The 14768-nt window shown below is 60.8% G+C and carries 12 protein-coding genes; 10 read left to right on the top strand and 2 right to left on the bottom strand.

Translation table 11 applies throughout. The features are described 5' to 3' along the window. Window positions 1–242: 242 nt before the first annotated feature. Window positions 243–2462 carry a primosomal protein N' gene (locus J4D25_RS12880; protein ID WP_057716529.1) on the bottom strand — a complete coding sequence of 740 codons (2220 nt, stop codon included), beginning with the start codon at window positions 2460–2462 and terminating at the stop codon, window positions 243–245. A 289-nt stretch (window positions 2463–2751) separates the two neighbouring features. On the opposite strand from J4D25_RS12880, the gene rpmE reads away from it, so the two are divergent. From rpmE to J4D25_RS12865, 3 genes are all read left to right on the top strand, one after another. Further along, window positions 2752–2970 (top strand): 50S ribosomal protein L31, encoded by a 219-nt coding sequence (gene rpmE, locus J4D25_RS12875; protein WP_008047849.1) that lies wholly within the window; start codon window positions 2752–2754, stop codon window positions 2968–2970. 35 nt (window positions 2971–3005) lie between these two features. Further along, a complete protein-coding gene (locus tag J4D25_RS12870) occupies window positions 3006–3794 on the top strand; it encodes a thermonuclease family protein (RefSeq protein ID WP_057712357.1) in 789 nt (262 codons plus the stop codon). A gap of 183 nt (window positions 3795–3977) precedes the next feature. After that, window positions 3978–5246 (top strand): malic enzyme-like NAD(P)-binding protein, encoded by a 1269-nt coding sequence (locus J4D25_RS12865; protein WP_008047852.1) that lies wholly within the window; start codon window positions 3978–3980, stop codon window positions 5244–5246. 230 nt (window positions 5247–5476) lie between these two features. Here the strand turns inward: J4D25_RS12865 and J4D25_RS12860 are convergent, their stop codons facing one another. Then, a complete protein-coding gene (locus J4D25_RS12860; RefSeq protein ID WP_373423039.1) occupies window positions 5477–7915 on the bottom strand; it encodes a penicillin-binding protein 1A in 2439 nt (812 codons plus the stop codon). A 217-nt stretch (window positions 7916–8132) separates the two neighbouring features. Here J4D25_RS12860 and J4D25_RS12855 point away from each other — a divergent pair, with 217 nt between their 5' ends. The 7 genes from J4D25_RS12855 (at window position 8133) to aroB (ending at window position 14765) form a co-directional block, all read left to right on the top strand. Then, entirely contained in the window at window positions 8133–9197 is a 1065-nt protein-coding gene (locus J4D25_RS12855) for a pilus assembly protein PilM (protein WP_057712355.1), read from the top strand. Further along, on the top strand, window positions 9197–9763 hold the full coding sequence (locus tag J4D25_RS12850; RefSeq protein WP_057712354.1) for a PilN domain-containing protein: 567 nt from the start codon (window positions 9197–9199) through the stop codon (window positions 9761–9763). The genes J4D25_RS12855 and J4D25_RS12850 overlap by 1 nt, the downstream gene beginning before the upstream one ends. Beyond that, window positions 9760–10383: a type 4a pilus biogenesis protein PilO gene (locus J4D25_RS12845; RefSeq protein ID WP_057712353.1), complete on the top strand. Its 624-nt coding sequence runs from the start codon at window positions 9760–9762 to the stop codon at window positions 10381–10383. Before J4D25_RS12850 ends, J4D25_RS12845 begins: the two co-directional genes overlap by 4 nt. Then, the gene (locus J4D25_RS12840) at window positions 10380–10907 is read left to right on the top strand and encodes a pilus assembly protein PilP (RefSeq protein ID WP_057712352.1); all 528 of its coding nucleotides are present in this window, start codon (window positions 10380–10382) and stop codon (window positions 10905–10907) included. The genes J4D25_RS12845 and J4D25_RS12840 overlap by 4 nt, the downstream gene beginning before the upstream one ends. Before the next feature lie 13 nt (window positions 10908–10920). Next, window positions 10921–12990: a type IV pilus secretin PilQ gene (gene pilQ / locus J4D25_RS12835; RefSeq protein WP_057712351.1), complete on the top strand. Its 2070-nt coding sequence runs from the start codon at window positions 10921–10923 to the stop codon at window positions 12988–12990. 4 nt (window positions 12991–12994) lie between these two features. Continuing rightward, the gene (aroK, locus tag J4D25_RS12830; RefSeq protein WP_057712350.1) at window positions 12995–13513 is read left to right on the top strand and encodes a shikimate kinase AroK; all 519 of its coding nucleotides are present in this window, start codon (window positions 12995–12997) and stop codon (window positions 13511–13513) included. Between the two features lie 151 nt (window positions 13514–13664). After that, window positions 13665–14765 (top strand): 3-dehydroquinate synthase, encoded by a 1101-nt coding sequence (aroB, locus tag J4D25_RS12825; RefSeq protein ID WP_057712349.1) that lies wholly within the window; start codon window positions 13665–13667, stop codon window positions 14763–14765. Window positions 14766–14768: the final 3 nt, after the last annotated feature.

Genomic DNA, 14768 nt, shown 5'->3' with positions numbered 1-14768 from the left:
TTTCGACCGCAGGCGCGGCGGCGCATCATGCGCTGGTGGAAAAACTGGGCATTATCCGTTGCGAAGACGGGCTTGCCAACCTTAGCAGGCAGGATGTGGATGTGTGGTGACAATTAGGGCCCCATCGCGAGCAAGTCGAATCGTCGCACCGCCGCTCCCACAGGTTTTGAGGTGGATACAAAATTTAGTTCCACCAGAGAACCACTGTGGGAGCGAGCTTGCTCGCGATGGCAATCTCCAAATTAATACAAATCGACCGGATCAACATCCAAGGACCAACGCACCGCCCGCCCGCTCGGCATCTGCTCCAGCACCAGCAACCAACTGGCCAGCAATCGATGCAAGGGTGCTCGCGCCGTAGCCTGTACCAACAGTTGCGCACGGTAACGCCCGGCCCGGCGCTCCATCGGTGCCGGGACCGGTCCCAATAATTCGATCCCGGTCAGATTCTGCTCGGCCAGCAATCGCTCCGCCTCGCTGCAAGCCTCATCCAGGAAGCCTTCGGCCTGACCCGGTTTATGCGCCTCGGCCCGCAGCAGCGCCAGGTGCGCAAACGGCGGCAGACCGGCCGCGCGGCGTTCGCTCAAGGCCTGTTCGGCAAAGGCGAAATAGCCTTGCTCGGTCAATTGCACCAGCAGTGGATGGTCGGCCAGGTGCGTCTGGATAATCACCTTGCCCGGCTCTTCGGCGCGACCTGCGCGGCCGGCGACCTGCACGATCAATTGAGCCATGCGCTCGCTGGCGCGGAAGTCGCCGGAGAACAGGCCGCCGTCGGCGTCGAGGATCGACACCAGCGTCACCCGTGGAAAGTGGTGACCTTTGGCAAGCATCTGCGTGCCGATCAGGATGCACGGCTGGCCTTTTTGAATGGTCGCGAACAACTGGTTCATCGCATCCTTGCGCGATGTGCTGTCGCGGTCGACCCGCAGCACCGGATAGTCCGGGAACAGAATCGCCAGGCGCTCCTCGGCCCGTTCGGTGCCGGCGCCAACGGGGCGCAGATCGACCTTGTTGCACTTCGGGCACTGGCGCGGCACGCGTTCGACGTAGCCGCAATGGTGGCAGCGCAACTCGCCGTAACGCTGGTGCACGGTCATTCGCGCGTCACAGCGCTGGCACTCGGACATCCAGCCACAGTCATGACACAGCAGGGTCGGGGCGAAGCCGCGGCGGTTGAGGAACACCAGGACTTGCTGTCCGGCGGCCAGAGTCTGGCCAATGGCTTGTTGCATCGGCCCGGAAATGCCGCTGTCCAGCGGGCGGCTTTTCACGTCCAGACGCAGGAAGCGCGGCTGTTTGGCGCCGCCGGCTCGCTCGTTCAAGCGCAGTAGCCCGTAGCGGCCGGTGTAGGCGTTGTGCAGGCTTTCCAGCGAAGGGGTGGCGGAACCGAGGACAATCGGGATGTTTTCCTGTCGCGCCCGCACCAATGCCAGATCACGGGCGTGGTAGCGCAAACCTTCCTGCTGTTTATAGGAGCCGTCGTGCTCTTCGTCGATGATGATCAGGCCGGGGTTCTTCATCGGTGTGAACAGGGCCGAGCGGGTGCCGATAATGATGTCGGCCTCACCGTCCCGCGCGGCCAGCCAGGCCTCGAGGCGTTCGCGGTCATTGACCGCCGAATGGATCAGCGCGATACGGGCATTGAAACGCTGTTCGAAGCGCGCCTGGGTCTGCGGGCCGAGGTTGATTTCCGGGATCAGCACCAGCGCCTGCTTGCCGGCCTCGAGGGTTTCGCGGATCAACTGCAGATAGACTTCGGTCTTGCCGCTGCCGGTGACGCCGGCCAGCAGGAACGCGTGATAACTGTCGAAGCCGGCGCGAATCGCCTCATAGGCGGCGCGCTGCTCCGGGTTTAGGGGGAGTTCCGGTTGCGCCAGCCAGTGTTCGTGGCGTGCGCCCGGGGCGTGCCGGCGGATCTCGACCTGCACCAGGTCCTTGGCCAGCAGCAAATCCAGGCTGTCCTTGCTCAGCATCAGTTTGCTCAGCAATTGATGGGCGACGCCATGGGGATGTTGGGCCAGCGTGGCCAGGGCTTCACGCTGGCGCGGGGCGCGGGCGATGCGCGGATCGTCGAGGCTGGCCCCCGGCGCGGCGGACCAGAAGCGCTCCTGGCGTGCTTCGGCTAATTCACCCTGGCGCAGCAAAACCGGCAGCGCCCAGCTCAAGGTGTCGCCGAGGCTGTGCTGGTAATACTGGGATGTCCACAGGCACAGCTTGAACAGCGCAGGCGGCAGCGGTGGCGTAGCGTCGAGCAGGGCCAGGGCCGGCTTGAGTTTCTCGACCGGCACTTCGCTGGTGTCGGTGACTTCCACCAGAATACCGATCATTTCCCGTCGGCCGAACGGTACCCGCAGGCGCATGCCGGGGTGCAACTGGGCGCGCAGAACGCCAGCCGGAGCGCGGTAGTCGAACAGGCGGCGCAGCGGCGAAGGCAGGGCGAGGCGCAAAATGGCGTCGGGCACGCGGGGGATCTCGATCAGCGGAAGATAAAAGCGGGGTTGCATGTCCCCCTGTGGGAGCGAGCTTGCTCGCGATAGCGCCGTGTCAGGCAACGCATATGCCGAATGACACACCCTCATCGCGAGCAAGCTCGCTCCCACAGGGATCGCGTATTGGGCCGGGAGCCTAGCAGACGGTCGGTCTCAGGGACAGCTTGCGTGATTGGCATTGTCTGGTAGAATCCGCGGCCTAATTACGTGCGGTATTCAACAATAGTGTTGGGTGGCGGCACGCTAGCCTGAGGAAGACACCATGAAAGCTGATATCCATCCAGAATACCCAGCAGTTGCTGTTACCTGCAGCTGCGGCAACAAGTTCGAAACCCGTTCGACCTTCGGCAAAGCCCTGGCGATCGACGTTTGCAACGAATGCCACCCGTTCTACACCGGTAAGCAGAAGACTCTGGACACTGGCGGCCGCGTACAGCGCTTCGCCGACCGTTTCGGTGCTTTCGGCGCGAAAAAGGCCTAAGGCCAATCAACTTGGGAAGCCGATCCGGTTTTTCCATGCTGATGAAAAAGGCGTCCCTCGCGGGCGCCTTTTTTATGTCCGCGATTTGGCTATCCGGCGCCCAGGCATTTTGCCCGGCACCCAGCGGCCTGGCGCCCGTCGCGGTGCAGCGGGTGGTGGATGGCGACACCCTGCGCCTGAGCGATGGCCGCAGTGTGCGCATGATCGGCTTGAACACGCCGGAGCTGGGCAAGAATGGCCGTTCCGACGAACCGTTCGCCGTGGTCGCGCGCAAGCGACTCGAAGCCCTGGTGGCGGCTAGCGACGGGCAGGTTGATTTGCTGCCTGGCAAAGAAGGCAAGGACCATTACGGCCGCACCCTGGCTCATGTCTACGGTGCCAATGGCGTCAACCTCGAAGCGCAAATGCTCGCCGAAGGCCTGGGTTTTCAGGTGGCCGTGGCGCCAAATGTCGATCTGGTCGCCTGTCAGCAAGCTGCAGAAACCAGCGCTCGACAGGCCGGGCTCGGTGTGTGGCGCCAGTCGCCTGTACTGAAGGCGGAGCAGATCAGCACTTCCGGTTTCGCCGTGCTCAGCGGTCGTGTGAGCAAGGTTCAACGCAATCGTGGCGGGGTTTGGATCGAGTTACAGGATTCGGTTGTATTGCGCGTTGCACCCAATCTGCTGGGGCGGTTTGATACGGCCTTGCTGGAAAGGCTCGAAGGCAAGCAGATCGAGGCGCGCGGTTGGGTGCTGGATCGTTCGCGACGTGGCGGACTGAAAGAAGGTCAGGCGCGCTGGATGTTGCCCTTGACCGACCCGGCGATGTTTCAAGTCGTGCAGTGATAAAAAATTGTAGACATTTTTTGCGCTGATTGTGAACAGTCTAACCCTTGTCTGCCGTGGCTCTTGGCCCAAAGTCGTAGGGCCGGGCGCTTGACAGGGGTGACCAGTCAGTCTTGTGGGGACTTTGCGAGGCGCGTATCCTCGCTGACCAGTCTGTCCAACAGTAAAAAGCGGAATGCCAAAATGTCTGATCTGAAAACTGCCGCTCTCGAATATCACGCCAATCCTCGTCCAGGGAAGCTGAGTGTCGAGCTCACCAAGGCCACTGCTACCGCTCGCGACCTGTCGCTGGCCTACAGCCCGGGCGTAGCCGAACCAGTACGCGAGATCGCCCGCGATCCTGAACTGGCCTACAAGTACACCGGCAAAGGCAACCTGGTTGCAGTCATTTCCGATGGCACCGCGATTCTCGGTCTGGGTAACCTCGGCCCATTGGCTTCCAAGCCAGTGATGGAAGGCAAAGGCGTACTGTTCAAGCGCTTCGCCGGCATCGACGTTTTCGACATCGAAGTCGACTCCGAAAGCCCGCAAGCCTTCATCGACACCGTCAAGCGCATCTCCATCACCTTCGGTGGCATCAACCTGGAAGACATCAAGGCACCAGAGTGCTTTGAAATCGAGCGCGCTCTGATCGAGCAGTGCGATATTCCGGTATTCCACGATGACCAGCACGGCACCGCTATCGTGACCGCCGCCGGCATGATCAACGCCCTGGAAATCGCTGGCAAAACCCTGCCGGAAGCCAAGATCGTCTGCCTGGGTGCCGGCGCTGCCGCCATCTCCTGCATGAAGTTGCTGGTAAGCATGGGCGCCAACATCGAAAACATCTACATGGTCGACCGCACCGGCGTGATCCACTCCGGCCGTGACGACCTGAACCAGTACAAGGCTGTGTTCGCTCACGCGACCGACAAGCGCACCCTGGCTGACGCCCTGCAAGGCGCTGATGTGTTCGTTGGTCTGTCCGGCCCGAACCTGCTGAGTGCTGAAGGCCTGCTGTCGATGGCGCCTAACCCGATCGTGTTCGCCTGCTCGAACCCTGATCCGGAAATCTCCCCGGAGCTGGCGCACGCTACCCGTAGCGACGTGATCATGGCCACCGGTCGTTCCGACTACCCGAACCAGGTCAACAACGTACTGGGCTTCCCGTTCATCTTCCGCGGTGCCCTGGACGTTCGCGCCAAGCGCATCAACGAAGAAATGAAAGTGGCTGCGGCCAACGCCCTGCGTGAACTGGCCAAGCTGCCGGTACCCCAGGAAGTGTGCGACGCCTACGGCGGCATCAAGCTGGAATTCGGTCGTGAGTACATCATTCCGAAGCCAATGGATGCCCGTCTGATCACCCTGATCTCCGATGCCGTGGCCAAAGCTGCCATCGAGACCGGCGTGGCGACCCTGCCGTATCCGAAGAACTACCCGCTCAAAAGCGTGGATGACGTGTTCAACGGCTAAGCCGTTGTAGCGCTTCAACGAAAAGCCCCGGCTTGTGAGAGTCGGGGCTTTTTTGTGCCTGAAGGTTTTGTGGGGTTTCTAATGGCCTCTTCGCGAGCAAGCCCGCTCCCACATTGGAATGCGTACCCCTGTGGGAGCGAGCTTGCTCGCGATGGCGATATGCCAGAAAACCCGGATGCAAAAAAGCCCCGCCTTCTACAGAAGAGCGGGGCTTTATGTTGGTCCTGCAATCAGAACAAATCGATCGGCGCCGCTTCATCTGCCGGCAGTGGGCTGCCAGGTGCCAGACCGTTGCCCAGTTCGTTCCCGGACGGTGGCGTATCTTCGACCTTGAACAGTTCAAAGTAGGCCCCCGGGGTGCCCGGGCTGGCCGCGCGACCGCTGATCGGATCGACTCGCAGGCTGAGGATGCCTTCGGGCTCCGGTTGAGTATGCGGTGGTTTGCCTTTGAGCGCGGCGCCCATGTAGTTCATCCAGATCGGCAGCGCGACGGTGCCGCCGAATTCCTTGCGACCCAGGCTTTCCGGTTGATCGAAGCCGGTCCACACGGTCGTCACGTAATCGGCGTTGTAGCCGGAGAACCAGGCGTCCTTGGATTCGTTGGTCGTACCGGTCTTGCCGGCAATGTCAGGGCGGCCCAGGGCGAGCGCGCGGCGACCGGTGCCGAGCTTGATCACATCCTCAAGCATGCTGTTGAGGATGTACGTGGTGCGCCCATCAACGATGCGTTCGGCCACGGCGGGTGCTTGTGGTGTCGGCGTAGTGCCCGGTGCCTCGCCCGGCGTTGCGTTGACCGTGAAGGCTTGGGCGGTTGGCACGGCAATGCCATCGCTGGCAGCGCCGCCCTGAGGCACGCTCGGCGGGTTGGCGACGAACAGCGTGTCGCCGTTGCGGCTTTCGATCTTGTCGATGATGTACGGGGTGATCTTGTAGCCGCCGTTGGCGAAGGCGCTCCAGCCGGTGGCGATTTCCATTGGCGTCAGGGTCGCAGTGCCCAGCGCCAGGGACAGGTTGGGTGGCAGGTCCTGTTTGTTGAAGCCGAAGCGCGTGATGTAGTCGATGGTCTTGCCGACGCCCATCGCTTGCAGCAAGCGGATCGACACCAGGTTGCGCGACTTGTACAGCGCTTCACGCAGGCGAATCGGGCCGAGGAAGGTGTTGGTGTCGTTCTTCGGGCGCCAGACCTTGTCCAGGTACTCGTCGACGAACACGATCGGTGCGTCGTTCACCAGGCTGGAGGCGGTGTAGCCGCTATCCAGTGCTGCGGCGTAGACGAACGGTTTGAAGCTCGAGCCCGGCTGGCGCTTGGCCTGCAATGCGCGGTTGTAGTTGCTCTGTTCGAAGGCGAAGCCGCCCACCAGCGAACGAATGGCGCCGTTCTGTGGGTCCAGGGACACCAGAGCGCCCTGGGCCTGCGGGATCTGGCTGAACTTCAGCGAATTGTCCGGCTGACGCTGCACGCGAATCAGATCGCCGACCTGGGCCACGTCCGAGGGTTGTTTCGGGTTGGCGCCCATGCTGTTGGTGTTCAGGAACGGCCGGGCCCACTTCATGGTGTCCCAGTTCACGTGTTCCTGGCCGGTGCGGGTCAGTACCTGCAGGCCGGTCTTGTCGACCTGGGTCACGATGGCCGGTTCCAGGCCGCTGATGATGCGTTGTTTGGTCAGCTCGGTTGCCCAGGCCTCGCGGGTCTTGCCCGGCAGCCGCGACTCTGGCCCGCGATAGCCGTGACGCTGGTCGTAGGTCATCAGGCCTTCGTGGACCGCGGTGTTGGCCAGCTCCTGGAGGTCGCTCGGTACCGTGGTCGTGACGCGGAAGCCTTCGGTATACGCGTCGCTACCGTAACGCCCGACCATTTCGGCACGGGCCATTTCGGCGATGTACGGGGCGTTCACTTCCGGGGTCGGCACGTGATAGCTGGCGTTTAGTGGCTCGTTGACTGCAGCGGTGTAGTCGGCCTCGCTGATTTTTCCGAGCTTGTACATGCGCCCCAGGATCCAGTCGCGACGCTCCTTGCTGCGCGCCGGGTTGGCCAGCGGGTTGAAGCGCGACGGCGCCTTGGGCAGGCCGGCGATCATCGCCATCTGCGCCAGGCTGACATCGCGAATCGATTTGCCGTAATAGACCTGCGCCGCCGCCTCGATGCCGTAGGCGCGGTTACCCAGATAGATCTTGTTGACGTACAGCTCGAGGATCTCGTCCTTGGTCAGCTGCTGTTCGATCTGCAGGGCCAGCAGGATCTCGGTGGTCTTGCGTGAAAAGCTGCGTTCGCTGGTCAGGAAGAAGTTCTTCGCCACCTGCATGGTGATCGTGCTGCCGCCGGACTGGATGTGTCCGCTTTTGACCAGTTGGGTCGCGGCACGCATCAGGCTGCTCGGATCGACGCCGTAGTGGTTGGCGAAATTGTCGTCTTCAGCACTTAGTAACGCATTGATGAAATTGGGGGGAATGTCGGCGAAACGGATCGGTGTACGGCGCATTTCGCCAAATTCTGCGATCAACTTGTTATCGCTGCTGTAGACCCGCAAAGGGATCTGCAACTGGATGCTTCTCAGCGCCTCCACGGACGGTAGTCCGGGACTAAGGTAAAGGTACGCCCCGCTCAGACCCAGAAGGAGTCCGCAGAAAACCGCGACGATGGACCAACCGAAAAACTTCAGCAGACGAATCAAGGCTATTGGATATCCAGGGTAAAAAATGAATTGGGCAACAGGGTTCAGGCTAAACGAGAACGACCCGCGCTTGAGCAAAAGCGGAAAAAAACGCTGGGCATTATAAGCATTTTTCTGATCGGGAGCGTGGCTGGCGCTGCTGTCAAGACGGGTGGATTGAACGCAATGGACATTGCAGAGTCCGTAACTCACGGAAAGTCATAGGGAATTGGTAGTGCCAGGACTCTTCAAGAAAAAATCCAATACGCTGCTGGGAATCGACATCAGTTCCACCTCGGTGAAACTTCTTGAGTTGAGCCGTCAGGGTGAGCGCTACCGGGTCGAGGCCTATGCGGTCGAGCCATTGCCGGTCGGCGCGGTGATCGAAAAGAATATCGCCGAGCTCGAAGGTGTGGGGCTGGCCCTCACTCGCGCGCTGGCCAAGGCCAGAACCGCCCTCAAGAACGTGGCCGTGGCCGTGGCGGGCTCAGCGGTGATCACCAAGACCATCGAGATGGATGCCGGTCTTTGCGAAGACGAAATGGAAAGCCAGCTGAAAATCGAAGCTGACCAGTACATTCCTTATCCCCTGGACGAAGTCGCGATCGACTTTGAAGTCCAGGGCACCTCCGGGCGTAATCCCGAGCGCGTCAACGTGCTGCTCGCCGCTTGTCGCAAGGAAAACGTCGAAGTCCGCGAGGCCGCCCTGGCCCTGGCGGGGCTGACCGCCCGCGTGGTCGATGTCGAGGCCTACGCGCTGGAGCGTTCATTCGAACTTCTGGCCAGTCGACTCGCGGTTTCCGAGAAACCTTTGACGGTCGCAGTGGTGGACATCGGCGCCACCATGACCACCCTGAGCGTGCTGCACAACGGGCGGATTATCTACACCCGCGAACAACTGTTCGGCGGTCGGCAACTGACCGAGGAAATCCAGCGTCGCTACGGCCTGACGCTGGAGCAGGCGGGGCTGGCGCAAAAGAAGGGCGGGTTGCCGGATGACTATGCCGCTGAGGTCTTGCAGCCATTTCGAGAGGCGCTGGTGCAGCAGGTGTCGCGCTCGTTGCACTTCTTCCTTGCTTCCGGCCAGTACAGCGCCGTCGACCATGTCCTGCTGGCCGGCGGTACGGCGTCGATCCCGGGGCTGGACCGTTTGATCGAGCAGCAATTGGGCACCCCGACCCAGGTCGCGAACCCGTTTTGCGAAATGACTCTGGGCAGCAAGGTCAATGGCGCTGCCCTGGCGAGTGATGCCCCGGCGTTGATGATCGCCTGCGGTCTGGCCCTCAGGAGCTTCGACTGATGGCACGGATCAACCTTTTACCCTGGCGCGAGGAGCGGCGTGAAGTCCGCCGCAAGCGCTTCCTGCTGGTCCTGGTGGCGGCAATGGTGGGCGCGATGGGTGCGGTGCTGGTTGCGAACCAGGTCATTAGCGGTGCCATCGACCAGCAAGTCGCCCGTAACAATTACATCGGCAAGCAAGTCGCCGTGGTCGATGAGCGAATCAGCCAGATCAATGATCTCAAGGCGCGCCGTCAGCAATTGGTCGAGCGCATGGGTGTCATCCAGGGCCTGCAAGGCAATCGCCAAATCAGCGGGCGAATATTTGACCAGTTGGCGCGAGCCCTGCCCAACGGCGTGTATTTCACCGAAGTGAGAATGACCGCAAAGACTTTGTCCATCACCGGTGCCGCGCAATCCAACAACCGCGTTTCAGAATTGATGCGCAACCTCGAGGCATCAGACTGGTTCGAGGCGCCGAGCCTGAGCGAAGTCAAGGCCACGGCTGCCGGCCAGTTGGAGCAGGCAAACGTCTTCCAGTTGACCGTCCGCCAGACTCAACCCGCAACACCGGAGGGGGGCAAATGAGTCTGTCCGAATGGTTCGAAGGGCTGCGCAAGATCGACATCAATGATCTGGATACCAGCAACATGGGCGCCTGGCCGCCGGCGATCAAGTGTCTGGTGACTGCTTTGCTTGTGCTTCTGGTGCTGGCCTTTAGCTATAACTTTTCCACCCGCGACCTTGTGAGCCAGCTCGATCTCAATCGCGAGGAAGAGTCGACACTCAAGGAGCAGTTCGCCAGCAAGGCCCGCATGGCGGCGAACCTGGATCTCTATACCCGGCAGTTGAAAGAGATGGAGAACACCTTCGTCGTGCTGTTGCGGCAACTGCCCAGCGATACCGAAGTGCCCGGCTTGCTCGAAGACATCACGCGTACGGGCCTCGGCAGTGGCCTGGAGTTCGAAGAGATCAAGTTGCTGCCGGAGGTGGCCCAGCCGTTCTACATCGAGCTGCCGATCCAGATCACGGTCACCGGGGATTACCACGACCTGGCCACCTTCGTCAGTGGTGTGGCCGGGTTGCCGCGAATCGTTACCTTGCACGATTTCGATCTTGCTCCTGTTAGCCCTGAGGGTGGTCCGAAACTGCGCTTGACCATCCTCGCCAAGACTTACCGCTACAACGACAAGGGGCAGCATCAATGAGCCCGGCACGTTGTTTTTCGGTGGTGGTGTTGCTGTCTGCCCTGTCCGGTTGTGGCGGGGGGGATGACTACACCGATCTGGACGCGTACATGAACGAAATGCGCCTGCACGGGCCGGGGAAGATTGAACCAACGCCAGTATTCCAGTCTTACCCTGCATTCACTTACAACGCGGCGAATCTGCGCAGCCCGTTTTCGCCGCAGATCAGCACTGATCTGGCGGCCCGGCGGCGGGGTTCGGGTAACGTCAAACCCGACCCGGGTCGGGTCAAGCAATACCTCGAAGGCTTCAACATCGAGCAGTTTGAAATGGTCGGCACCCTTTCCAATGCAACGGGCTCCTATGCCCTGCTGCGCGGGGCGGGTGGGGTGCACCGGCTGAAAGTCGGCGATTACCTGGGGCGTAACCACGGACGGATCGTTGCGATCAGTGGCTCTCAAGTCGAAATGGTTGAAATTGTCCCTGATGGTCAGGGTGCGTGGCTGGAGCGTCCCCGGACCATCCCTTTGAAAGAGCACTCATAGTGGAACTCCAATAATGAACAGGATTCTTTCCACCGTCGGCCTTTCGCTATGGATAGCGTTGTTGTCGCCGATGGTACAAGCGGCCAATCTCAAGGCGCTGGATGTCGCAGCGCTGCCGGATGACCGTGTCGAGTTGAAGTTGTCGTTCGATGCGCCGCCCCCGGTGCCCCACGGCTACACGACGGATTCGCCAGCCCGGATTGCCCTGGATTTGCCGGGTGTCGCCAGTCAGCTGGCGAGCAAGACTCACGATCTGGGCAGTGGAAATGCCCGAAGTGCGACGGTGGTGGAAGCCCGGGACCGTACGCGATTGATCATCAACCTGACCCAGCCGGCCCCGTACGACTCGCGAATAGAAGGTAACAATCTGCTGGTTGTAGTCGGGCAGGGAGTCAAACCGTCGACATCCAGGCCAGCGGCCGCAGCAACGCCGGTTCCGGCACGAGCCGTCGCGACGGCGGGCAAGGCCATTCGGGGTGTGGATTTCCAGAGGGGGACCCAGGGCGAAGGCAACGTGGTGATCGACTTGTCGGATCCATCGATTGCGCCCGACATACAAGAGCGCGAAGGCAGGATCATCGTCGGATTTGCCAAGACCTTATTGCCCGAGCGATTGCGCGTGCGTCTGGACGTGAAGGATTTCGCCACGCCCGTGCAGTTCGTCAATGCCAGCGCGAGCGGCGATCGAGCCACCATCAGCATTGAGCCCGGCGGCACGTTCGATTACTCGACCTATCAGACTGACAATAAGCTCACGGTCAGCGTTCGCCCGGCGACGGTCGACGAACTGCAAAAACGCAATGCCGGGCAACAGGCCTACAGTGGCGAGAAGCTATCGCTGAACTTCCAGGACATCGATGTGCGCTCGGTGCTGCAACTGATCGCCGATTTCACCAACCTCAATCTGGTGGCCAGCGACACGGTCCAGGGGGGAATTACCCTGCGCTTGCAGAACGTGCCGTGGGATCAGGCGCTGGATCTGGTGCTGAAAACCAAGGGGCTGGACAAGCGCAAGGTCGGCAATGTCCTACTGGTTGCGCCGGCTGATGAAATTGCTGCCCGTGAGCGTCAGGAGCTCGAATCGCAGAAGCAGATTGCCGATCTGGCGCCGTTGCGTCGGGAGCTGTTGCAGGTCAATTACGCCAAGGCGGCGGATATCGCCAAGCTCTTCCAGTCGGTGACCAGTGCCGAAGCAAAACCCGACGAACGGGGATCAATCACCGTCGATGAGCGCACCAACAACATCATTGCCTACCAGACCCAGGACCGGCTGGATGAGCTGCGCAGGATCGTCACGCAGCTGGATATCCCTGTGCGTCAGGTGATGATCGAGGCGCGCATTGTCGAAGCCAACGTCGACTATGACAAAAGCCTCGGGGTGCGCTGGGGTGGTTCGATACAGAACAAGGGCAACTGGAACACCTCCGGCGTCAGCAATGGACTCAATGGGTCATCGACCATTGGCACGCCCGGCAGTACCAGCACCAACTCACCGTTCGTCGACATGGGCGTAGCCAACAACACCTCGGGAATCGGCATCGCCTTCATCACCGATAACGTCTTGCTGGACCTGGAGCTGACGGCCATGGAGAAAACCGGCAACGGGGAAATCGTCTCCCAGCCCAAGGTGGTCACGTCCGACAAGGAAACCGCCAAAATCCTCAAGGGCACGGAAATTCCCTATCAGGAAGCCAGCTCCAGTGGCGCGACTTCGGTGTCGTTCAAGGAGGCTTCGCTGTCGCTGGAAGTGACGCCGCAGATCACGCCCGACAACCGGATCATCATGGAAGTCAAGGTGACCAAGGACGAACCGGACTACCTGAACAAGGTTCAGGATGTACCCCCCATCAAGAAAAACGAAGTCAACGCCAAGGTCCTGGTCAACGATGGCGAGACCATCGTCATTGGTGGTGTTTTCTCAAATACTCAGAGCAAGGTTGTAGATAAGGTGCCATTTCTTGGCGATGTGCCGTATCTTGGCCGCCTTTTCCGGCGTGATGTGGTTTCGGAGAAAAAATCCGAGCTGTTGGTATTCCTCACTCCGCGTATCATGAATAATCGGGCGATTGCTGTGAGTCATTGATTCTGTGCGAAATTTGATTCTTGTTGGACCGATGGGTGCTGGAAAAAGCACCATCGGCCGGTTGCTGGCCAAAGAGCTGCGCCTGCCATTCAAAGATTCCGATAAGGAAATTGAATTGCGCACGGGCGCCAATATCCCTTGGATCTTCGATAAGGAAGGCGAACCGGGTTTTCGTGATCGCGAGCAGGCAATGATTGCCGAGCTGTGCGATTGCGACGGTGTGGTGCTGGCGACAGGCGGGGGCGCGGTCATGCGCGAAGCCAATCGTCGGGCACTGCATGCCGGTGGGCGGGTGGTTTATCTGCATGCGTCAGTCGAGCAGCAGGTCGGCCGCACGTCCCGCGACCGCAATCGGCCATTGCTGCGCACCGCCGATCCGGCCAAGACCCTGCGGGATCTGCTGGCGATCCGCGATCCGCTTTATCGGGAAATTGCCGACCTGGTGGTCGAAACCGATGAGCGGCCGCCACGAATGGTCGTACTCGACATTCTAGAGCGTCTGCAGCAGTTGCCACCCCGTTAAAGCGCCGCGCGAAATGCGCTATCCTCGGCGTCCCGCCATGACCGTTCGAGGTTGTGGCGGATGGCTACCGAACGGCGTCACACCAGCAGAGGCCGTGGATATTCGTTAACTCAAGGCAGTACGCCTGATTCCATCTTCACTGTGGGGACACATGCAGACACTCAAGGTCGATCTAGGCGAGCGCAGCTACCCGATTCATATTGGCGAAGGTTTGTTGGATCAGCCCGAGCTGCTGGCCCCGCACATTCGCGGACGGCAAGTAGCGATCATCTCCAACGAGACTGTTGCGCCGCTCTATCTCGAGCGTCTGACCCGCAGCCTGGCCCAGTTCTCGGTGATATCCGTGGTACTGCCCGACGGCGAAGCCTTCAAGACCTGGGAAACCCTGCAACTGATTTTCGACGGTCTGCTGACCGCCCGGCATGACCGCCGCACCACGGTGATCGCCCTTGGCGGCGGTGTGATCGGTGACATGGCCGGTTTTGCAGCCGCCTGCTACCAGCGCGGCGTCGATTTCATCCAGGTTCCGACCACGCTGCTGTCGCAGGTCGACTCCTCGGTGGGCGGCAAGACCGGGATCAACCATCCGCTGGGCAAGAACATGGTCGGCGCCTTCTATCAGCCGAACGTGGTGCTGATCGATACCGCCAGCCTCAATACCCTGCCGGCGCGCGAGCTGTCCGCCGGGCTGGCCGAAGTCATCAAGTACGGGCTGATCTGCGATGAGCCGTTCCTGACCTGGCTCGAAGACAACGTCGATCGCCTGCGTAATCTGGACCAGCAAGCCCTGACCTATGCCATCGAGCGTTCCTGTGCGGCCAAGGCGGCAGTGGTCGGTGCCGACGAGAAAGAGACAGGCGTGCGTGCCACCCTGAACCTGGGCCACACTTTTGGCCACGCCATTGAAACCCACATGGGCTATGGTGTGTGGCTTCATGGTGAGGCTGTGGCTGCCGGCACCGTAATGGCGCTGGAAATGTCCGCGCGCCTCGGCTGGATCAGCGAGCAGGAGCGCGATCGCGGCATTCGTCTGTTCCAGCGTGCGGGGCTGCCGGTCGTTCCGCCGGAAGAAATGACAGAAGCCGATTTCCTCGAACATATGTCCATTGACAAAAAAGTGATCGACGGTCGTTTACGCCTGGTGCTGCTGCGCCACATGGGTGAAGCGGTGGTGACCGACGATTATCCGAAAGAGGTTCTACAGGCCACGCTGGGGGCAGACTACCGCGCCCTGGCTCAGCTTAAAGGTTAATAA

Origin of the sequence: Pseudomonas sp. GW456-L13, assembly GCF_017350115.1 — a bacterium.
Taxonomy (GTDB): Bacteria; Pseudomonadota; Gammaproteobacteria; order Pseudomonadales; family Pseudomonadaceae; genus Aquipseudomonas; species Aquipseudomonas jessenii.
Note: the sequence above shows the minus strand (reverse complement) of the source record. Positions and strands in the feature narration are given on the sequence as shown.